Origin of the sequence: Geomicrobium sp. JCM 19039 (assembly GCF_000698145.1) — a bacterium.
GTDB lineage: Bacteria > Bacillota > Bacilli > Bacillales > Marinococcaceae > Geomicrobium_A.
On the sequence record NZ_BAXB01000003.1, the window covers coordinates 57,628 to 78,106 of the forward strand.

The 20,479-nt window shown below is 44.3% G+C and carries 18 protein-coding genes, 1 other RNA gene, 4 pseudogenes and 1 other annotated feature; of the genes and pseudogenes, 19 read left to right on the forward strand and 4 right to left on the reverse strand.

Annotated elements, in window-relative coordinates:
* The first annotated feature begins 1 nt into the window (after position 1).
* From JCM19039_RS04440 to yajC, 4 genes and pseudogenes are all read left to right on the forward strand, one after another.
* Positions 2–220, forward strand: coding sequence for a DUF2905 domain-containing protein (locus tag JCM19039_RS04440; RefSeq protein WP_042424320.1), 219 nt, complete (start codon positions 2–4; stop codon positions 218–220).
* Positions 221–250: 30 nt separating this feature from the next.
* Entirely contained in the window at positions 251–1,282 is a 1,032-nt protein-coding gene (gene queA / locus JCM19039_RS04445; protein WP_042424323.1) for a tRNA preQ1(34) S-adenosylmethionine ribosyltransferase-isomerase QueA, read from the forward strand.
* A 7-nt stretch (positions 1,283–1,289) separates the two neighbouring features.
* Positions 1,290–2,428, forward strand: a pseudogene (tgt, locus tag JCM19039_RS04450) (tRNA guanosine(34) transglycosylase Tgt).
* A 32-nt stretch (positions 2,429–2,460) separates the two neighbouring features.
* Complete coding sequence (yajC, locus tag JCM19039_RS04455; RefSeq protein WP_042403071.1) at positions 2,461–2,724, forward strand: preprotein translocase subunit YajC; 264 nt, start codon at positions 2,461–2,463, stop codon at positions 2,722–2,724.
* Positions 2,725–2,772: 48 nt separating this feature from the next.
* On the opposite strand, the gene JCM19039_RS04460 is transcribed toward yajC, so the two are convergent.
* The gene (locus tag JCM19039_RS04460; protein ID WP_052398507.1) at positions 2,773–3,150 is read right to left on the reverse strand and encodes a TIGR04086 family membrane protein; all 378 of its coding nucleotides are present in this window, start codon (positions 3,148–3,150) and stop codon (positions 2,773–2,775) included.
* Between the two features lie 136 nt (positions 3,151–3,286).
* Between JCM19039_RS04460 and JCM19039_RS04465 the strand changes: the two genes are divergently transcribed.
* A complete protein-coding gene (locus JCM19039_RS04465; protein WP_042424330.1) occupies positions 3,287–3,931 on the forward strand; it encodes a DUF421 domain-containing protein in 645 nt (214 codons plus the stop codon).
* Between the two features lie 61 nt (positions 3,932–3,992).
* Here JCM19039_RS04465 and spoVB read toward each other — a convergent pair.
* Positions 3,993–5,548, reverse strand: a pseudogene (spoVB, locus tag JCM19039_RS04470) (stage V sporulation protein B).
* Between the two features lie 114 nt (positions 5,549–5,662).
* On the opposite strand from spoVB, the gene JCM19039_RS04475 reads away from it, so the two are divergent.
* The 12 genes and pseudogenes from JCM19039_RS04475 to aspS all read left to right on the forward strand — a co-directional run bounded on the left by JCM19039_RS04475 (position 5,663) and on the right by aspS (position 18,729).
* Entirely contained in the window at positions 5,663–5,971 is a 309-nt protein-coding gene (locus JCM19039_RS04475; protein ID WP_042424690.1) for a post-transcriptional regulator, read from the forward strand.
* 135 nt (positions 5,972–6,106) lie between these two features.
* The gene (locus JCM19039_RS27085; RefSeq protein WP_307190156.1) at positions 6,107–6,751 is read left to right on the forward strand and encodes a hypothetical protein; all 645 of its coding nucleotides are present in this window, start codon (positions 6,107–6,109) and stop codon (positions 6,749–6,751) included.
* Positions 6,658–7,407, forward strand: a complete 750-nt coding sequence (gene secD, locus JCM19039_RS27090) for a protein translocase subunit SecD (protein WP_307190157.1) — start codon at positions 6,658–6,660, stop codon at positions 7,405–7,407. The genes JCM19039_RS27085 and secD overlap by 94 nt, the downstream gene beginning before the upstream one ends.
* Complete coding sequence (gene secF / locus JCM19039_RS24195) at positions 7,397–8,326, forward strand: protein translocase subunit SecF (RefSeq protein ID WP_238544920.1); 930 nt, start codon at positions 7,397–7,399, stop codon at positions 8,324–8,326. The genes secD and secF overlap by 11 nt, the downstream gene beginning before the upstream one ends.
* Before the next feature lie 72 nt (positions 8,327–8,398).
* Positions 8,399–9,331 carry a cation diffusion facilitator family transporter gene (locus tag JCM19039_RS04485; protein ID WP_042424693.1) on the forward strand — a complete coding sequence of 311 codons (933 nt, stop codon included), beginning with the start codon at positions 8,399–8,401 and terminating at the stop codon, positions 9,329–9,331.
* A complete protein-coding gene (locus tag JCM19039_RS04490; RefSeq protein WP_042424333.1) occupies positions 9,328–9,639 on the forward strand; it encodes a lipopolysaccharide assembly LapA domain-containing protein in 312 nt (103 codons plus the stop codon). The genes JCM19039_RS04485 and JCM19039_RS04490 overlap by 4 nt, the downstream gene beginning before the upstream one ends.
* A gap of 64 nt (positions 9,640–9,703) precedes the next feature.
* Entirely contained in the window at positions 9,704–12,028 is a 2,325-nt protein-coding gene (gene recJ, locus JCM19039_RS04495) for a single-stranded-DNA-specific exonuclease RecJ (protein WP_042424337.1), read from the forward strand.
* Positions 12,018–12,533, forward strand: a complete 516-nt coding sequence (locus tag JCM19039_RS04500; RefSeq protein WP_042424340.1) for an adenine phosphoribosyltransferase — start codon at positions 12,018–12,020, stop codon at positions 12,531–12,533. Before recJ ends, JCM19039_RS04500 begins: the two co-directional genes overlap by 11 nt.
* Before the next feature lie 154 nt (positions 12,534–12,687).
* A pseudogene (locus JCM19039_RS04505) lies at positions 12,688–14,875 on the forward strand (bifunctional (p)ppGpp synthetase/guanosine-3',5'-bis(diphosphate) 3'-pyrophosphohydrolase).
* A gap of 18 nt (positions 14,876–14,893) precedes the next feature.
* On the forward strand, positions 14,894–15,343 hold the full coding sequence (gene dtd / locus JCM19039_RS04510; RefSeq protein ID WP_042424343.1) for a D-aminoacyl-tRNA deacylase: 450 nt from the start codon (positions 14,894–14,896) through the stop codon (positions 15,341–15,343).
* 49 nt (positions 15,344–15,392) lie between these two features.
* Positions 15,393–15,625: a binding site (T-box leader), on the forward strand.
* Between the two features lie 53 nt (positions 15,626–15,678).
* A pseudogene (gene hisS / locus JCM19039_RS04515) lies at positions 15,679–16,940 on the forward strand (histidine--tRNA ligase).
* A 19-nt stretch (positions 16,941–16,959) separates the two neighbouring features.
* A complete protein-coding gene (gene aspS / locus JCM19039_RS04520; RefSeq protein ID WP_042424346.1) occupies positions 16,960–18,729 on the forward strand; it encodes an aspartate--tRNA ligase in 1,770 nt (589 codons plus the stop codon).
* A gap of 3 nt (positions 18,730–18,732) precedes the next feature.
* Here aspS and JCM19039_RS04525 read toward each other — a convergent pair whose 3' ends face one another.
* Positions 18,733–19,020: a hypothetical protein gene (locus tag JCM19039_RS04525; RefSeq protein ID WP_042424348.1), complete on the reverse strand. Its 288-nt coding sequence runs from the start codon at positions 19,018–19,020 to the stop codon at positions 18,733–18,735.
* A 136-nt stretch (positions 19,021–19,156) separates the two neighbouring features.
* Between JCM19039_RS04525 and ssrS the strand changes: the two genes are divergently transcribed.
* Positions 19,157–19,341, forward strand: a non-coding RNA gene (gene ssrS / locus JCM19039_RS22975) — 6S RNA.
* 51 nt (positions 19,342–19,392) lie between these two features.
* On the opposite strand, the gene JCM19039_RS04530 is transcribed toward ssrS, so the two are convergent.
* Positions 19,393–19,710 (reverse strand): MerR family transcriptional regulator, encoded by a 318-nt coding sequence (locus tag JCM19039_RS04530; RefSeq protein ID WP_042403088.1) that lies wholly within the window; start codon positions 19,708–19,710, stop codon positions 19,393–19,395.
* Positions 19,711–19,871: 161 nt separating this feature from the next.
* Here JCM19039_RS04530 and JCM19039_RS24200 point away from each other — a divergent pair, with 161 nt between their 5' ends.
* Positions 19,872–20,015: a hypothetical protein gene (locus JCM19039_RS24200; protein WP_193744139.1), complete on the forward strand. Its 144-nt coding sequence runs from the start codon at positions 19,872–19,874 to the stop codon at positions 20,013–20,015.
* The last annotated feature ends 464 nt before the right edge of the window (positions 20,016–20,479 follow it).

A 20,479-nucleotide genomic window follows, 5' to 3' on the forward strand; every position in this document is an offset into this window, starting at 1 on the left:
GATGGGGCAATTTCCGAAAATGCTCATCATTGTTGGGGCGATACTTATCGGTATTGGGCTGTTGTGGCAGGTCGGTGGAAAGATTATACCGCTTGGCAAGCTGCCAGGAGATTTTCTCTTCCGAGGTGAAAATACGACGGTCTATATACCGATCGTTACATCCATCATAATAAGCATTGTGTTAAGCCTCATTTTCTTTATTGTGGGGCGTTTTCGATGACCTACAGGAACAACAGGAGTGAACATAGCGATGAGAGTTGATGACTTTGATTTTGAACTACCAGAAGAATTGATTGCGCAGACCCCTTTAAAGGAACGAGACCAATCGCGGCTTCTCGTCCTTGAGACACCGGGTGGGGCGCTTCATCATACCCATTTTACGCACATTGAAGAAGAGTTAAACGATGGGGATTGTCTCGTTTTAAATAATACAAAGGTGCTGCCGGCTCGGTTGTTTGGGACGAAGGAGAACGGTGGTGCAAACATTGAATGTTTGTTGTTAAAAGAACAAAGTGATGATACGTGGGAAGCACTCGTTAAACCAGCCAAACGGGTAAAAGAAGGCACGACCATATCGTTTGGGGACGGCCGTTTGCAAGCGGTATGTACAAACGTACTTCCACACGGCGGCAGAGAGCTCTCATTCTCCTATGATGGGATTTTTCTAGAAGTATTGGAGAGTCTCGGTGAAATGCCACTGCCACCATACATTACTGAGACGCTTGAAGAACGCGATCGTTACCAAACGGTGTATGCCACACATACGGGTGCTGCGGCAGCCCCAACCGCTGGTCTGCACTTCACCGAGGCGTTGTTAAACAGATTGCGTGCAAAAGGTGTCCAAATCTGTTATATTACTTTGCACGTCGGATTAGGTACGTTTCGTCCGGTTTCTGTGGAAAAAATTGAAGACCACGACATGCACAAAGAGTTTTATGAGATGGATGAAGACACAGCGAGACGTTTGAATGATGCAAAGCGTAATGGAAACCGAATTATCGCTTGTGGGACAACGTCAGCGCGGACGCTCGAGACAATCGCAAGTGAGCGCGGAGCGTTTGCCCCGTGCTCAGGTTGGACGAACATCTTTATTTATCCAGGGTATGAATGGAAAGCGGTAAACAGCTTGATTACAAACTTTCACCTCCCGAAGTCCACGCTAATGATGCTTGTGAGTGCTCTGGCAGGACGAGATGAAATTATGGCGGCGTACACGTCGGCCATTGAACAGCGATACCGCTTTTTTAGTTTTGGCGATGCAATGTTTATTAAGAGGAGCTAAGATCTGTATGTCAGCAGTTTATTACGAGCACATCAAGACGTGCAAACAGTCAGGGGCAAGGTTAGGAAAGGTTCATACGCCGCACGGTAGCTTTGATACACCAATGTTTATGCCGGTAGGGACACTTGCGACTGTAAAAATGATGAGCCTGATGAATTGAAAGAGATGAACGCACAAATTATCCTTTCCAATACGTATCATCTATGGTTGCGACCTGGGGAAGATCTCATAGAGGAAGCGGGTGGCTTGCATTCCTTTATGAACTGGGATCGTCCAATATTAACGGATTCCGGCGGATTTCAAGTGTTTAGTTTGAGCAAGCTTCGTGACATTCAAGAAGAGGGTGTGCACTTTCGCAATCACATTAGTGGTGAGAAATTGTTTCTCTCTCCAGAGAAAGCGATGCGAATCCAGCATTCTCTTGGATCTGATATTATGATGGCATTTGACGAATGCCCACCTTATCCAGCTTCATATGAATACATGAAGCGGAGTGTAGAACGTACAAGCCGTTGGGCAGAAAGGTGCCTTACGACCCATGAAGGAAACGAAGCGCAAGGGCTTTTTGGGATTGTGCAAGGAGGAGAGTATCCGGACCTACGCGCTCAAAGTGCGAAGGACCTCGTTTCCATGGATTTTCCAGGATATGCAATTGGAGGACTTTCCGTCGGTGAACCCAAGGACGTTATGAATCGTGTTCTTGAAGAGACGATGCCTCACCTTCCAGACAATAAGCCTCGCTATTTAATGGGTGTAGGCTCAGCAGATGCACTCATAGATGGTTCCATTCGTGGGGTAGACATGTTTGATTGTGTGCTTCCAACAAGGATTGGTCGAAACGGTACGTGCATGACATCTACGGGGCGTAAAGTCATTAGAAATGCCGAATACGCGAGAGACTTTCGTCCAATCGACGAAAATTGTTCGTGTTATGCATGTAAGAATTATTCTCGAGCTTATATTCGACATTTAATTAAAAGCAAAGAAGCATTCGGGTTTCGTTTAACCTCTTACCATAACTTGCATTTCCTGCTAAACTTAATGGTGAATGTTCGTGAGGCGATTAAAGAGGACAGGCTACTTGATTTTAAAGAAGCATTCTTTGAACAATATGGGTTTAATCGTCCGGATGCGAAGAATTTCTAACAGAGGATGTTTGTATTACGAGAAGGGAGTGAATGATAATGATCGAACCAATTATTATGTTACTTTTGATGTTTGCGATTGTGTATTTCTTGCTGATTCGTCCTCAGCAAAAGCGCCAAAAGCAAGTGCGTGAAATGCATGCAAACCTTCAAAAAGGGGATGACATCGTTACAATTGGCGGACTGCACGGCACGATCGATGCGATCGATGAAGAGAAGATTGTACTGCTTGTCAATGATAACCGCAAGCTTACGTATGATCGTTCTGCTGTTCGCGAAGTGATGAACCAAAACTAAGTAAAAAAGGCCGAATTCACACAGGTGGTGAATGTCGGTCTTTTTCATTTACGCAATCGATGATCGTATCGATACGCCAATCATCCCCCCGATCAACGCCGTAACGATGCAAAGAGAAAATACGATGAGTTGGGATAGGACTACGGGTGTCCCGTATCCTAGAAACTGGATGCTAAGCGCTAGGAGTACAAAACTAACCCCTGCCAGAAGCCCGAGCAACCATCCTTTCGATCCTGCACGAATGGCGGCGACGAGCCCACCAATAAACGTAATCGTTAACGTGATGGCAATCGTTACTGCACCTAAAGATTGTTCGGTAAACGAACTAAAGCGAAGGATCGTAGCGAGAATGAGACTGCTTGCAATGACGAGCGTGAGCATCGTGAGAAAAGAACCGCCAATTGCCTTTAAATATGGGGTGTCCACTGGATCGCCTCCAATCATTAGATTCATTTTCTTCTCTACAGCTTATGTGTCATACAAGCATATAGAATAAAAAATTACGGATGCAATTCCTCCTAACGGAAAACATAATGGCAAGAAGTTGTTAAGGAGGATCACATTGGATCTGTTTTCGATTTTTTGGCGTGTATTGTTTTTTTATTTCTTTCTCTTAATTTCATTACGTGTGATGGGGAAACGAGAAGTAGGAGAGTTGACCTTACTAGATTTTGTCGTGTCGATCATGATTGCCGAATTTGCAGTGACTGGGATTGAGGAGGAATCGCTCATTGAAGGCATGTTTCCGATTATCATTCTCGCGTGTTTGCAAATTGTATTGGCCTATATATCTTTAAAAAGCAACCGGCTTCGGGATCTATTGGACGGACAGCCGACGATTGTTATTGAAAATGGTAAAGTAGACGAACAGGCGATGCGACGTTTGCGTTACAATTTTGATGATTTGATGCTGCAGTTGCGCCAACACGATTTAACGGATTTCACGCAAGTGGCTTATGCCATCCTTGAACCATCTGGGGATTTGTCTGTCATTGAGGCAACAAAAAATGCTGGGCAAGTCATTTTTCCATTTCCATTTATCGTTGATGGAGAAATGCAGATGCACCAATTACAGCACATTGGTCGAGATGAAGAGTGGTTGAGGACAGAATTGAAAAAAAGAGGGTACGACGACGTGAAAAAAATTGCGGTCTGTTCTGGGAATCGGGAAGGGAATTTTGTGATTAACATAAAAGCAGATGCATAAGCGTGGTGGGTGTGACAACGAGAAGTGCGTGAAGGCACTTCTCGCTGCTAAGCATCGAAGGTTAGGAACGAAACAAGGATTGAACGATCGGAATGCGACTGATATTCTTGATGTGAAGCAAACCGAATAAGAAAAGGGCGATAAAATAGACGGCGACGGTAATCAATATGCTCAGTAGCGTCCCAGCGAGCATTTGTTCAGCGGTAACAAACGTACGAAAGCACATGATGGCCACACCCGCAGATAAAAGCGTTACAATACCGGTGTTTGTCCAGTCACGAAAACGGATCGTAAACCCTACCGCCCGGGAAACGCTAATAAAATGAAGCAAAGTAACAAGCACCATGCTCGTACAGATCGCAAGAGCAGCGCCCATCATGCCAAGTTCTGGTTGAGATGCGAGAAAAGCAATGGCAGAAAGTTTGACGACAGCACCAATTAAACTGTTGTACATCGCCGACTTCGCAAGGTTAAGCGCTTGTAGAATGGCTTGCAGAGGCCCTTGAAAATACAGGAAGATGCAAAAAGGCGCCATCAGCTTCAAGTAAACAGCCGCTTGAGGAGCATGATACATAAGCGTAAGCACAGGAACCGCAAACACGTACAAAATAACAATGGAGATGCCCCCAGATAACAAGGCCACTTTTGTCGTTTGTTGAAGCCTTCTTTGAATGAGAGCGTAATCTTCTTTGCTATGGGCTTCGCTGATTGCAGGTACAAGCGATACAGAAAGTCCATACGTAATAAAAGAAGGTAAAAATAACAACGGGATAACAAAACCGCTCAGTTCACCGTATTGACTTGTCGCTAAAATCGTAGCGACACCGGCTGCAGCAAGACTTTGTGCAACGATGATAGCTCAAGGAATAGTGACACTGAGCCAACGAGACGGCTGCCGGTTGTTGGCAAAGCGATCGTCATTAAATCATGTAGCGTTTTTTTACCGCCAACTAAGGCTTGAGAGAAGTTTTTGCGGATTCTCATCGGTTTTTTTCTTTTGAACATGTAGATGACGTACAGTAGAGATGCAAGTTCACCGAGTACCGCCGAGATCATCGCACCGGCAGCGGCGAATTCAATTCCGTAAGGAAGCAGTGTGCTCGTACAAATGGCGACAAGCGCAATTCGTACTATCTGTTCAATCACCTGAGCGTAGGCGATCGGTTTCATATTTTGCATTCCTTGAAAATAGCCGCGTAAAACGGCAGAAAGTGCTACAATGGGAACAATTGGGATAATCGCCAGCAATGGGTATAAAGCTCTCGTGTCGGTAAGTAACCACTCAGCAAGCACCGGCGCAAGAAAAATAATTAACGTCGTAAACAAGATGCTCAACGAGCCGGTGACGACCATACTTACTGCTAGAATTCGCTTTTTACGGTCATGATCTCCTACAGCATCGGCTTCAGCAATGAGCTTTGAGATCGCAACGGGCAGACCAAGCTGTGTGAGTGTGATGACCAGTAAAAATGTTGGAATGGCCATCATGTACAAGCCCATTCCTTCAGCGCCCATAATTCTGGCGACGACAATTTTATTGACAAAACCAAGCAAACGGGTAACAAGACCGGCCATAATCAGGATAAATGCTCCTGCAAAGAAGGTTTGTTTAGACATTTACGCCTCCTTTTTGTCATCTAATCGTAAGGTTGTCCTTCTCCATATGTATGCGCATTTTGGGCAGGCATGACAAGCTCGTGACGGAAAGGAAGAAATCGAGAGGTGAACGTAGTGAACCCCCAACAATTTGAAGTGTGGAGAGATGATTTAGAACCGGTGTTAATATTGAAAGCCGATGAGTTTCACTTACTAGGGCAGAAAGAAGCGACGAAAGAAGACGTATGGCAGCTAGGGCTAGAGAAGTTGCAAAAAGAAGAAGAGTTTGTCCCTTTCTATCAATTCGTGAATGTGTTTATGCGTTTGAATGTGACGGATTATATGAACAAAGTCACAATTTCAGCGTATAAAGGTGAGGGGAAATGGTCGAAAGACACCGAAGATGAGCTAGAAGGCTTACTTCATGACGTTCTTCGGCATTGACAGTAAAAAAGTAGGGTTCGTATAATAGATATGTTGTGCAAAAGATGCTCGTAGAAGATGATCTTCAGTGAACTGTGTCTGAAGGGGCTGCGAGAGTGGATAGGTTTTTTGGTTTTTAATGAAGGAGGACATGTAATGGGTAAGAAGTGGCTGAGAATCGGTACATTTTTCGCCATCGTCATCGCTATAGGTGTGCTGATTTTTCAGACAGCTGAAGACGTTGCATCAGATACGAATTTAGGACTTGACCTTCAAGGCGGGTTTGAAGTGTTGTATCAGTTGCAACCTGAAGATGGAGAAGAGTTGACAGACGATGATATACAGTCAACAGCAACGGCTCTGAACCAACGAGTAAACGTACTCGGTGTATCCGAACCGGCAATCTCTGTAGAAGGAGAAGACAGAATTCGCGTGCAGCTGCCTGGCGTTGAGGACCAACAAGAAGCAAGGGCCACGCTCGGTACGGAAGCGGAGTTAACCTTTAGAGATGTGGACGATAACATCTTATTAACGGGCGAGGATTTAAGTCAAGGCGGGGCACAAGCGACGTTTGATCCGGAGACGAACGCCCCGATTGTCGCTTTAACGCTTCAAGATCGTGACAAGTTTGGTGACATTACTGCGGAATTATCGCAACAAACACCACCAGAAACTTACTCGTTATCTGGTTGGATTTTGAAGAAGGCATGTCATTTGCAGAAGAAGCGCAAAGCGAAGAACCAGCTTATCTTTCAGCACCGCAAGTTACTCAAATGCTTAGAGAGACAAATGTTACGATAACCGGTGACTTTTCTTTAGAAGAAACTGAGTTTCTAGCAGACATACTTAATGCGGGTGCCCTTCCTGTATCACTCGAGGAAGTGTACTCAAATGCTGTCGGTGCGTCTCTTGGTGAACAAGCATTAGAGCAGACGTTAATCGCCGGCATGATCGGTGTCGCGTTAGTGTTTATTTATATGTTGGCGTATTACCGTTTCATGGGTGTCATTGCAACGATCACGCTTTCTGTATACATCTATTTGGTAATGATTTTCTTCAATGCCATCCAAGGTGTACTTACATTGCCGGGGATTGCAGCATTAATTCTCGGTGTCGGTATGGCGGTTGATGCGAATATTCTTACCTATGAACGAATAAAAGAAGAACTAAAAGACGGTAAATCAGTGAAATCAGCATACAAAGCGGGGAGTCGTCGTGCGCTAGGTACGATCATTGACGCCAATATTACGACCATTATCGCCGCTGCTGTCATGTTCTACTTCGGAACAAGTGCCGTTCAAGGGTTTGCTGTCATGTTGATTACGAGTATCTTAACAAGCTTTATTACGGCTGTCTGGGGCTCGAGGGTTCTCCTTGGGTTATGGGTGAACAGCCGGACCTTAAACCGTAAATATTGGTTATTTGGTGTAAAGGGGCGTGACGTTCGTGGACTTTAATATGGCTAACAAGAACTGGGACCTGATTAAACACCGCAAAAAATATTTCGGTTTAACAATCATTATGACGCTCATTGGAGCGATTTTACTCTCAACCGTTGGTCTCAACCTCGGAATAGACTTTGAAAGTGGAACGCGTGTCGATGTTGTTGCTGGAGAGCCGTTAACAGAAGAAGAAGTAGCGGATCACTTTATCGCTGCCGGCGGTTTTGAACCTGATGATATTACACTTGCGGGTGACAACAATGAACAAGCATCTGCTCGATTTATCGGAGCAATGCCTCAAGAAGATGTCGGGGAGATACAGGCGTATTTCACAAATGAATTTGGCGAAGAACCAAACGTAAGTACCGTTTCTCCACAAATTGGGCGTGAGCTTGCGCAAAACGCGATTATCGCTACGTTACTCGCTGCCTTCGGAATTGTCATTTATGTGGCGTTTCGATTTGAATTCCTTTACGGTGTTGCAGCGGTTGCCGCTCTCTTGTATGATGCTGTATTCGTGCTTACCATCTTTAGCATCTTACAGCTTGAGGTGAACATCCCGTTCATTGCCGCAATCTTGACGGTTGTCGGGTATTCGATAAATGATACGATCGTTACGTTTGACCGTATCCGCGAGAACATGAAGAAAGAAGATGAAATTCGAGACTTTAACCATCTTGCTAAAGTTGTGAATGATAGTTTGTTACAGACGCTCACTCGTTCCATTAACACTGTTCTAACCGTTCTATTTGCTGCGGGTGCAATTTGGTTGTTTGGTAGTGAAGCGATTACGTCATTCGCCTTTGCGATTGTCATTGGCCTTATTGCCGGAACGTATTCGTCATTGTTCTTTGCCGCACAATTGTGGTTAGTGATGAAGCATCGTTCGTTAGAAAGAAAAAAGAATAAGCCGGTAGAAGCAGAAGAATACTAGGACAATACCCCTCCGAGAGCATTGGAGGGGTGTTTTTAACGTATCAAATCTTTGAATAATGGAGCGATCGGTATGCAAAATGGAAACAGTGAGCGTTTCAAGAAAATTAATTTCGCTGCTTGGCTCGGAATCGGGATTAATATCGTCCTCGCCGCTTTAAAATTTTTCGTCGGTTGGTTTGCGAATAGCCGGGCACTTATTGCTGATGCGCTTCACTCAGCTGCAGATGTCGTCACCTCGTTTGCTGTGCTGATTGGCGTACGTGCCGCCGAGCTCCCACCAGACGAAGATCACCCGTATGGCCACGGGAAAGCAGAATCGATTACAGCCATTATCGTTAGTGTGTTGCTGTTCGTGATCGGTTTAGATATTGCGATCAGTACGCTTGGAGACATCGGGTCTGAAAATCCTGTTCCAGGTATTGCTGCTCTGTATGTGATTATTTTTTCGATCATCGTAAAAGAAGCGTTGTTCCGTTATAAGCTTCATCTTGGGAAGAAATATAACAGTGAAGCCATCATTACGGATGCATGGCATCATCGCTCTGATGCGTATTCTTCGATCGCGGCAATGGTAGGGGTCGGTGCATCCCTTTTAGGGGCGCAATTTGGTCTGTCATGGCTCATGTATGGAGATATGATTGCTGGTGTATTTGTAGCAGCTCTCGTTATGGTGATGGCGTATAAGCTCGGTAGAGATGCGATTCATAACTCTTTGGACCATGTATTGCATGAGGAAGATACCGTTGACATGATTGAGCGTGTAAACGGAGTGGAAGGTCTCATAAAAATTGATGAATTTCATGCAAGAGAGCATGGACATTATGTGATTGTTGATATTAAAATAGTAGTGAATCCTGACATCTCTGTTCGAGAAGGGCACGACATTGCCAAACGTGTAAAGAATACACTGATGGAGGAGGATCGGGTTCGGGACGTCCTTGTCCACGTGAACCCATTAGATGTTGATGAACGAGAAACTAAACGCAGGAGTGATTTAACATGAAAGGCCAATGGACATTAATTCTCGGTTTAATCGCTGCACTTTTAATCTCAATATTTGCTGTGATAAACGTTGACTCGGTAACGGTAGACTTTATGTTTGCCACAACCCAAGTGCCACTTATTCTCATCATTTTAGGTTCTGTATTAATGGGCGGGGTGATTGTCGGCGCTGTGGGAATGTTGAAAGTGTACAAATTGCAACAAGAGATTCGTCGTTTGAAGAAAAGCCAACAGGAAGGTCGCCAAGTGAGTGATCACCCAGATCCGAAAGATCAAACTTCAGAAATAGAGCATTCGGACACAGATTAATCGATTGCTGAGCATTCAGCTGTTCTGTATAATGTATACGGTCTAGGTGAGGAGTGAAGAACGAATGTTACAAGCAAACACAAAATGGCAAATGAAAACACAGACGATGAAAGCAGATCAGTTGGCATCGGTGCTCGGCGTGTCCCCTTTGACTGCCCATCTCCTCATGAATCGCGGGTGTGAGACGAAAGAGAAAGCAGAAGCTTTTTTACATATGAACGAGGATCGTATGCACGATCCTTTTCTTTTGCATGGCATGAAAGAAGCTGTTGACCGGATTCATAAAGCGGTGATCGACAAAGAGAAGATCATTGTCTTCGGGGATTATGATGTCGACGGGGTGTCAAGTACAGCACTCATGTGTGAAACACTACAAAAGCTTGGAGCGGTGTATGACTGGTACATCCCCAACCGGTTTACCGAAGGTTACGGACCAAACGTGAACGCTTTTCAAGGTTTACGTGATGGAGGTGCGTCGCTTGTCATTACGGTGGACACAGGCATTGCGGCTGTAGAATCCGTAAGTTTTGCGAATGAAATTGGCTTAGACGTCATTGTGACTGACCACCATGAAGTGGGTCCTGAGCTGCCAGATGCAAAAAGCATCATTAATCCGAAGAAGAAAAACTGCTCGTATCCTTACAAAGACCTCGCAGGGGTCGGCGTTGTGCTGAAACTATCGCACGCACTGTTAGGTGAAGTGCCTAAAGACGGATTTGATTTGGTTGCACTTGGCACGATCAGTGACCTTGTTCCGCTAGTGGATGAAAACCGTTATTTTGCGAAGCGGGGATTAAAGCAGTTGGGGCTACAAAAGCGTGCCGGGTTACGCTCACTAGGAGAAGTGAGTGGACTAAACGGGCCTCCATTTTCTTCTCAAGATGTTGGGTTTGGCCTTGGTCCAAGGTTAAATGCGGCAGGGAGAATGGCCTCTGCTAAGCCGGCTTGTGAGTTGCTGATGGTTAAAGATACAGAGGAAGCGCTCGTTCTTGCTGAGCAAATTGATCATTTAAATCAAGATCGCCAAGAGACGGTAGAGCGGATTGCCGAAGAGGCACTTAAAAGCGTAGATCAAGAGACAGATGTGGATGCCGTTGTCGTATCTGGTGTTGGCTGGAACTCGGGTGTGACTGGCATTGTGGCCTCTCGCCTCGTTGAAAAGTTCAATCGACCGGCGATCGTCATTGCGCAAGATGAACATGGCGTCGGGAAAGGTTCGGCGCGTAGCATTCCAGGGTTTGATTTATACGATACACTTTCAGAAGTTCGTCACCTATTTACTCATTTTGGCGGACATCCGATGGCAGCAGGATTAACGATCGATACGACTCATATTGACGAGCTCCGACGTCATATGAATAAGCGTGTGAACGAAACAATGACAGAAGAAGAGTTTATTCCGGTCACTCACATTGAATTGTCATTAACGGTTTCTGATGTAACGATTGACCTTATTCGAGAAGTTGAACAGTTAGCCCCTTTTGGAATGGGCAATCCCAAGCCGTGTGTACTGATTGAAGAGTCTAAGATCATTGATAAACGCTCGATCGGCGCAAAGAAGAATCACGTGAAGATGCAACTTGCGGATGACGATGCGCAGTTGGATTGCATCGGTTTTCGCAAAAGTTATATCGATGATCAAGTGAGCATGAGCAGCAGCATATCTGTGATTGGTGAGTTGGAAACGAACGAATGGCGAGGAAAGATAAAGCCGCAACTGATTTTGAAAGATGCACAAGTAAACGGCTATCAACTGTTTGATGTGCGAGGCAAATCACTCGCTTCATTACCCGCTGATGTTGCACGTGTTGTGTTTACCGAAGAGAAAAAACAACAGCTGCAACGTTTAGACACTGAGAGTACGATTATCCGCGCAGATGAAGCAGATTCAACCATGCCTAGCACGTGTGCTCTCGTCGAACTACCAGACTCTCTTGAGGAAATCGAAGCATTGTTGACACAATCCTCAGCATCTGTAAAGAATGTGTATGTCGCTTTTCAAGAAGAAGCAGTATCTTACTTTATGACGGTACCTTCTCGAGAAGAATTTAAGTGGTACTTTGCCTTCATTAAGCAAAAGGGTCCGATCTCAAAAAATGAATTGACGCAGCTTGAAAAGTATAAAGGTTGGTCAGAGCCGATGATTAAATTCATGACAAACGTGTTTCGAGAGCTCGAATTTGTTACAATAGAGAATGGTTTGATTAATATTCATCATGCGCCATTGAAGAAAGACTTGAAAGATGCACCGACCTATATGATGCATCAAACTCGCGTAGATGCAGAAAAGACGTTGTTACTTTCAAGTTCAGAGGAGTTAAAACGCTGGTTTGACCAGCAACTGAAGCGGAAGTTACCTGAAAGAGAGGAATTACTCAGTGGATTATAAAGAACATATTACAATTATTGAGGACTACCCGACAGAAGGCATTCAATTTAAAGACATTACCCCACTTTTACAAAACGGGCCAGCTTATCGAAGTGCAATTCTTGAAATGAGTGAGTATGTCAAAGAACGAAAAGCTGACATTATCGTCGGTCCTGAAGCACGGGGATTTGTCGTTGGTTGTCCAATTGCCTTTCAATTAGAAAAAAGCTTTGTTCCTGTGAGAAAAGCTGGCAAACTTCCACGTAAAGTTGTGCAAGCCGATTACGGTTTAGAATATGGCAATGACACATTAGCGATTCATGAAGACAGCATCAAGCCTGGGGACCGCGTTATTATTACCGATGACCTGTTGGCGACAGGAGGCACCATTGAGGCAACGATTAAGCTCGTTGAAAAGCTCGGTGGCGAAGTGGTTGGCTGTGCATTTCTCATTGAACTCGCTTACATTGACAGTCGTTCAAAGATTAAAGATTATGATGTTTTTTCATTAATCTCTTACAAATAATGTGATACTTTTTTGACATGGAGGTCCTTTCTTTTAGAGGACCTTTTTATTATTGACCCCATTTGTTGTCGAAGATTTAGGTTTTAACGAGCATGACACTTTACATGCCATCATTTTTTATTGATAATAGATTAAATAGAGAACCGAGAGATTGATGAAAGGTGATTCCATGACGATTGAGCAGTTACTAGAGCGGGCAGCGAAGTATATGTCAGATGAGCACGTACAATTTATTACGAGAGCTTATCAATATGCAGAACGAGAACACGAAGGACAGTTTCGAAAATCAGGAGAACCGTATATTCACCATCCCGTACAGGTCGCAGGGATTCTTGTTGACCTTCAGCTTGAACCTGCGACAATCGCCGGTGCATTTTTACACGATGTTGTCGAAGATACAGAGACGAGCTTAGAGCAATTGAATGAACATTTCGGCGAAGAGGTAACGATGCTCGTCGACGGTGTCACAAAGCTAAAGAAGATCAAATACAAATCCAAACGTGAACAGCAAGCTGAGAACCACCGTAAAATGGTCGTGGCCATGGCACGGGATATACGGGTTATCCTCATTAAGCTCGCCGATCGTCTGCATAACATGCGGACGTTGAAGCATTTGCCTGCAGAGAAGCAAAGACGCATTTCAAACGAAACTTTAGAAATTTTTGCTCCTCTTGCTCATCGTCTAGGGATTTCAACGATTAAGTGGGAACTTGAAGATATCGCGCTTCGGTATTTAGATCCACAGCAATACTATCGGATTGTCAATCTCATGAAGCAAAAGCGTGCGCAACGTGAGCAATACATTGATGAAGTGATGACCGATATTCGTGACAATGTGAAAGAATTGAATGTAGAGGCGGACATTTCCGGACGACCAAAACATATTTATAGCATCTATCGTAAGAGACAATCCAAAAGAAACAGTTCAATGAGATTTATGATTTGTTAGCTGTACGGATCATCGTCAAAAGCATTAAAGATTGTTATGCGGTATTAGGGGTTATTCATACACAATGGAAACCGATGCCAGGTCGGTTTAAAGACTATATTGCAATGCCAAAGGCGAACATGTATCAGTCACTTCATACGACGGTTATCGGCCCGAAAGGTGAGCCGTTAGAAGTGCAAATCCGATCAGAAGAGATGCACCGTATCGCTGAATACGGTGTGGCAGCGCACTGGGCGTATAAAGAGGGTGCTGCAAGTACCGAGCAGTCGCTGGACAAGCTCGGCTGGTTTCGAGAGATTCTCGAATGGCAAAACGATGCCACGAATGCAGAAGAATTTATGGAATCGCTCAAAATTGACCTATTTTCCGATATGGTGTTTGTTTTCTCACCAAAAGGCGATGTGATTGAATTACCGCGAGGTTCGGTGCCTATTGACTTTGCATACCGGATTCATACAGAAATTGGAAATCGTACAATCGGAGCGAAAGTAAACAGCAAGATGGTTCCCCTTGATTATGAATTAAAGACTGGAGACATTATTGAAATTCTCACGTCCAAGCACTCTTATGGTCCGTCGCAAGACTGGCAAAAAATCACTCAAAGCTCCCATGCAAAAAATAAAATTAAGCAGTTTTTCAAAAAAGAACGACGAGATGAGAACGTTCAAAAAGGACGGGAAGCGATTGAACGTGAATTAAAATCCCAAGAATTTAGTCCAAAAGAAATTCTCATCGGAGATAATTTGCAAAAAGCTGCGGACAAGTTTAGCTTTGCAGGCGAAGAAGATATGTTTGCCGCGGTCGGTTATAACGGCATTAGCGCTAAACAAGTCGTTACACGCCTCACAGATAAGAAACGTCAAGAAAATGAACAACAAGAGAAGAAGACCGTCACTGAGGCAGTTAAAGAGATTAGTACGCCAGTTCGTACGCGTAAATCAGGCGCAGGTGTGAGTGTAAAAGGGTAGATAATTTACTCATTCGACTGTCGAAGTGTTGCAATCCAGTTCCAGGTGATGAGATTTTAGGATTTATTACGAAAGGTCGAGGTGTCTCCATTCACCGTTCAGATTGCCCTAATGTCGTCGGCTTAGAAGAAGACAATAGCCGGCTCGTTCCGGTTGAATGGGACCGAGATGAAGAAAAGAAGAAAAGCTATAATGTGGATATTGAAGTGACAGGTTATGATCGTAGAGGTCTCCTTAATGAAGTGTTACATGTTGTAGCGGAATCAAGAACGAATATTCATGCGGTAAATGGGCGATCTGATAAAAATAAAATGGCGGTCATTGATATGACGATCGCGATCACGAACCTTGATCATCTTTACAAAGTCGTCGACAAGATCAAAAAGCTACCAGATATCTATTCCGTACGTCGTGTGATGCATTAGGCAAAGGAGTTTTGCAAGATGAGAGTACTTTTGCAACGAAGCAAACAAGCGAGCGTAACAGTGGACGAAAAGAGAATTGCCGAGATCGACTATGGGTATGTTCTTCTCGTTGGCATCACTCATGAAGATACCGAAAAAGACGTAGAATGGTTGGCGGACAAGTGCGCCCATCTTCGTTTGTTTGAAGATGGGGATGGAAAAATGAATGACTCCATTTTAGACCGAGAAGGTAGCATTTTGTCGGTATCGCAGTTCACGCTTTACGCAGACGCAAAGAAAGGTCGGAGACCAAGTTTTACTGGGGCAGCGAACCCGACTGAGGCAGATCGTTTATATGAATTATTTAATGAAAAGCTCCGTTCCTATGGGCTAGATGTACAAACCGGTAAGTTCGGGGCGATGATGGATGTCGCTCTCGTAAATGATGGTCCAGTTACGTTAATGCTAGAATCGCCAGAAAAAAAGTAACACATACAGTTGACAACGTGCAAAGAGATATTTATGATATAAAACATAATACATCCCATTAACGGAGAAAAGTACCAGGCGGCACTATTCAAAAGAGAGGAAGCGGCATTAGCTGAAAGCCCTTCTGTTTATCCGTTTGAGAAAGACACTTCACAGGGCCTCATTCGAACCGTTTTCTACGCAGTAGGATGAGACGTAACACAGGCGTTAACTGTGATAAGCGGAAGTAATTGGATTGTACTTCAAGTTTGGGTGGCACCGCGGGTTATACTCGTCCCTCTGTTTTTACAGAGGGACGTTTTTGCGTTTTATTAGACCGAAAGGAGAATCATACTATGGATTATCGGATTCCAAGAGGAACACAAGACATTTTGCCAGGCGCATCGTCTGATTGGCAAAAGATCGAAGCCATTGCTCGGTCGGTGAGCCGAGCCTACAATTACGAAGAAATTCGCACACCAATTTTTGAGACAACAGAGGTTTTTCAACGTAGTGTTGGGGATAGCACAGATATTGTGCAAAAAGAAATGTATACGTTCCAAGACCGAGGAGGCAGACATCTGTCATTGCGCCCGGAAGGTACCGCTTCGGTCGTACGTTCATTTGTAGAAAATAAAATGTACGGCATTGTTCAGCAGCCAATCAAACTTTATTATACGGCCCAATGTTCCGCTATGAACGGCCAGAATCAGGAAGAATGCGGCAATTCCACCAGTTTGGTGTTGAAGTGCTCGGGAGTGACGACCCAGCCATTGATGCGGAAGTTATTTCTCTGGCAATGGACTTTTACAAAGCGTGCGGTCTAGACAAGTTAAAGCTCGTCATAAACAGTTTAGGAGATAAAGAAAGTCGAGGCGATCACCGTACCGCACTTGTAGATCATTTTTCAGCGCGTATTGACGAATTTTGCTCGGACTGTCAGTCACGTCTTGAAAGCAATCCGATGCGTATCCTCGATTGCAAAGTCGATCGTGACCACAAACTCGTGCAAACGGCACCGTCCATACAAGATTACTTGAATGAAACGTCAGTCGCCTATTTTGCAAAAGTGAAGCAGTTGTTAGATGCGATGAACATTCCGTACGTTATTGATCCAAACCTCGTCCGTGGCCTTGATTATTACACGAACACCGCATTTGAGATCATGCTTGACGAACCTGAGTTTGGCGCCATTACGACGCTTACAGGCGGAGGACGCTATGAAGGCCTAGTGGAAGAGTTCGGTGGACCGAAAGTGTCTGGGATTGGTTTCGGTTTAAGTATTGAGCGTGTTCTTATGGCTCTTGAAGCAAGAGGATTGCTAGAAGAGAACAACCGCACATTGGATGTGTATGTGGTTGCCGTTGGAGAAGAAGCAAGTGACTATGCAGCCGTTATGCTTCGAGAATTAAGACAATCTGGCATTATCGCTGACAAAGATTACTTGCAAAGAAAGATGAAAGCTCAATTCAAAGCGGCTGATCGCAGTGGCGCAAAGCATGTCATTGTTATCGGTGAGAATGAACTAGAAACAGGAGCTGCGAACGTAAAGAATATGGAAACGGGAGATCAACAACAAGTTCCATTTGAAGCGCTCGTATCTGAACTGTCAAAGTAGACATAAAGGAGAGAACAACATGGTAGGGTTAGGAAGAACGCATTATAGTGGAGAAATTACTGAAGGCATGATCGGAGAGAGAGTGCAACTGAAAGGGTGGGCGAGAACGAGACGCGATCTCGGTCAAGTAATCTTCATTGATCTACGAGACCGTAAAGGGATTGTACAAGTCGTTTTTAGTCCAGAAATTAATGCAGATGCACTTAAAACCGCTGAATCCATCCGTAATGAATATGTACTCGATGTAGAAGGGACGGTCGTTCTTCGAGAAGAAGAAACGATTAACGAGAAGATTCCAACGGGAAAAGTGGAAGTACATGTCGATCAGGTTCGTATTTTAAATGCATCAAAAGCACTTCCATTTGCGATTGAAGAAAATGTACAAGTATCCGAGGATGTGCGTCTTTCTAAGCGTTACTTAGATTTAAGACGACCAGATATGCAACAGGTTTTCCGACTGCGCCATCAGATTACAAAAGAAATCAGACACTTTTTAGACAATCAAGAGTTTATGGAAGCTGAGACGCCGATGCTCACAAAAAGTACGCCAGAAGGTGCTAGAGATTATCTCGTTCCAAGCCGCGTACACGAAGAGGAATTTTATGCGCTGCCGCAATCCCCGCAGTTGTTTAAACAGCTTTTTATGATTGCAGGTTTTGAACGTTACTATCAGATCGTGCGTTGTTTCCGTGATGAAGATTTGCGAGCGGACCGTCAACCAGAATTTACACAAATTGATATTGAAGCATCGTTTATGGACAGTGAAGACTTGTTCAAGATGACAGAAGAGATGATGTCGCATTTGATGGATGTTACGAAAGGTATCCAAATTCCCAAGCCGTTTCCTAGAATGACGTACGATGAAGCAATGAATCGTTACGGGTCTGACAAGCCAGATACCCGTTTTGATATGGAACTTGTCGAGCTATCGGATATTGTGCAATCAAGTGATTTTAAAGTATTCACTTCAGCCGTTGAGTCGGGTGGAAAAGTCAAGGGCTTAAATGCAAAAGGGCAAGGAGATCAGATGTCACGTAAGGAGATTGATGATCTGGCGGACTTTGCAGCCATTTACGGAGCAAAAGGTCTTGCTTGGTTGAAAGTCGACGAATCTCTGGAACTAAAAGGTCCAATTGCGAAATTCTTATCTGCAGAAATTCAAGAGCAAATGAAAACAGCAATGCAAGCAGAGAGTGGAGATTTACTCATGTTTGCCGCTGATGAAGCGGGTATTGTTTATGATGTTCTCGGCGCTTTACGGATGAAATTTGGGAAGGAATTGAAGTTGATTGATGAATCGAAGTTCAATTTCTTATGGGTTACGGATTTTCCACTCGTAGAATATGACAAAGATGCTAAACGCCACGTCGCTTTACACCATCCGTTTACACGACCCGTTGCCGAAGACATCGATAAGTTAGAGGAACGTCCTGAAGAAGTTACCGCACACGCTTATGACCTTGTGTTAAACGGCTACGAGCTCGGTGGCGGTTCACAACGTATTCATGAGCCTGACTTACAGATGCAAATGTTTAAAACGTTAGGGTTTAAAGAGGCCGATGCGTTGGATGAATTTGGCTTCTTGATTGAGGCGCTAGGCAATGGTGCACCTCCTCACGGTGGTATTGCGTTAGGCTTAGACCGGTTGGTGATGCTTTTTGCAGGGGTAGACAATTTGCGTGAAGTAATTGCCTTCCCTAAGACCGCAAGTGCAAGTTGCTTGTTAACAGGAGCACCGAGCGAAGTCAGCTCTAACCAATGGAAAGAGTTGAACATTCGCCCGAGATAACGTTTATTTCCTTTCGACAGTGCGAAAGCGTTCTATGAAAGAAGTAGGGTCTTCCTTAATGTAAAACGTTCTCACTCCTTGTGAAGTATGGAGATACAAAAATCCAATCTCACCTTGTTTGAATCGGTACGACATGTCGAAGACAGATTCAATGGTAAATGACTCGTTGTCGATTGTAATCTTTTCTTCGTATAGTACCATATCTGTATCGAAATGTTCCGTATGTTTCTCAATGGAACTGACCTTTTGTTCGATATGAGTGATAGGTATTCGGTGAAGTGCTTTTGACATATGATCCCTCCTTCTGCTAGTATACCCAACAGGCAGTCCATGTGAAACCCTTGTAAACCAAGGGTTTCACAATTTCTTTAAGAATAATTAACAGCTTGCAGAGGGAAGGTTTACGTGCTATAATTTTGCTACATAAGAAGTCCTGTGGTGTTCGTAGCACACTATACGTTTTGAGCCAACATTTTTAACTTGGGAGCCTGCCGTTTCAATAGGAAGTACACGCCTCGGAAGCTGAGGACTTTACGGAGTATTGAACAAGGCACCCACCTGTGAGAGCAGGCTTCAAAACTTGGTGTTTATATACGGCACAACGGGACGACATACATAACGAAAAAGAGTGAATGACCCGTCATGGTCATTCACTCTTTTTCGTTAATTTGTTTTGTTCTCCGCGGTCTGTGGTCCGCCGAAACGTGCACTAATTTGGCCTTTGATCATTTTCTCACGCAACGAAGCGTTTCGTTGCTTGTCCATTCGTTTAATTTCAAATGTTTGCATACCATCTGCCATCTTTTCGGCAATCTCCATAAGGCGTTCAATGTCTAAAAAAGAATATTTGCGTGTTCCGCCTTTGCTTCGTTCCGGAAAAATAAGCTGACGCTCTTCGTAATAGCGAATTTGACGCTCGCTCAGGCCGGTCAGTTCACAAACAACACCAATCGTGATGACTTTTTTCTTTTTATAGTTCATGATATCCCCGCCCATTCGTTGATGATACTCCTAATGATAGCAAAATTCACAATCGTCGTGTAATAAATTTGTTAGATAATCTATCTGTGAATTTCCAATTAGAAAGGAAGTAAATCTGACAATTGAAGAAAAAAGGGCGCTTAACTATATAAGTTGAACGAATGAATTTCACTGAATCGGATGATCGAGATGGGTCTTTGCGGGTGAGTGCTTGTATATTTTCTGTTGCAATTCATCTCGTTGCCGATCGTTGTTCGTCACTGCAAGGGTTGCGGGCAACACGAAAAACGTTTGCCGAAGGGTAAAAAGTCGTGACCGAGGCCCACCACCTGGCACAAGCAAGTGATGGCCGGTCACGTATGTGACAATCCAGCCTCAAACCGGGCACTTTCGGCACGCAACTGTCACAAATCGCACGATTTGTGACAGTTGACAACGTTTATGTGCGCATTCACGTTTAAAATCATGATTTTTCTTTCTCAAGTGTCACATTAATGAATATATGGGGCATTTGGACTTCTTTCCACACACCGTAGCCAGGAGGCAGAAACGTGAAGGTAGCTGTACCCCAAACGTTAGTTTTAGCTCTAACTTTTGGGGTGCAGCACCTGGCCGCCGATGTTGCCTTATACCCTGGAGTGTCAAGTAGACACAGCGAACACAAGCGGCAGCGCAGGGTGAGGTGATGTTGCCCTTATAGTCTGGACTGCCTAGAAAACACGGTGGTCGCCTTTTGTCCTCCGATGTTGCACTTGTACTCGGGAGTGCA

What these genes read in the sequence shown, in the direction of transcription:
- aspS (WP_042424346.1), top strand. Translation starts at nt 16,960, where the DNA reads ATGGTAGGGTTAGGAAGAACGCATTATAGTGGAGAAATTACTGAAGGC.
- yajC (WP_042403071.1), top strand. Translation starts at nt 2,461, where the DNA reads ATGATAATGATCGAACCAATTATTATGTTACTTTTGATGTTTGCGATT.
- secD (WP_307190157.1), top strand. Translation starts at nt 6,658, where the DNA reads ATGTCATTTGCAGAAGAAGCGCAAAGCGAAGAACCAGCTTATCTTTCA.
- JCM19039_RS24200 (WP_193744139.1), top strand. Translation starts at nt 19,872, where the DNA reads ATGAATTTCACTGAATCGGATGATCGAGATGGGTCTTTGCGGGTGAGT.
- queA (WP_042424323.1), top strand. Translation starts at nt 251, where the DNA reads ATGAGAGTTGATGACTTTGATTTTGAACTACCAGAAGAATTGATTGCG.
- recJ (WP_042424337.1), top strand. Translation starts at nt 9,704, where the DNA reads ATGTTACAAGCAAACACAAAATGGCAAATGAAAACACAGACGATGAAA.
- JCM19039_RS04440 (WP_042424320.1), top strand. Translation starts at nt 2, where the DNA reads ATGGGGCAATTTCCGAAAATGCTCATCATTGTTGGGGCGATACTTATC.
- JCM19039_RS04485 (WP_042424693.1), top strand. Translation starts at nt 8,399, where the DNA reads ATGCAAAATGGAAACAGTGAGCGTTTCAAGAAAATTAATTTCGCTGCT.
- JCM19039_RS04525 (WP_042424348.1), bottom strand. Translation starts at nt 19,020, where the DNA reads ATGTCAAAAGCACTTCACCGAATACCTATCACTCATATCGAACAAAAG.
- dtd (WP_042424343.1), top strand. Translation starts at nt 14,894, where the DNA reads ATGAGAGTACTTTTGCAACGAAGCAAACAAGCGAGCGTAACAGTGGAC.
- JCM19039_RS04530 (WP_042403088.1), bottom strand. Translation starts at nt 19,710, where the DNA reads ATGAACTATAAAAAGAAAAAAGTCATCACGATTGGTGTTGTTTGTGAA.
- JCM19039_RS27085 (WP_307190156.1), top strand. Translation starts at nt 6,107, where the DNA reads ATGGGTAAGAAGTGGCTGAGAATCGGTACATTTTTCGCCATCGTCATC.
- JCM19039_RS04490 (WP_042424333.1), top strand. Translation starts at nt 9,328, where the DNA reads ATGAAAGGCCAATGGACATTAATTCTCGGTTTAATCGCTGCACTTTTA.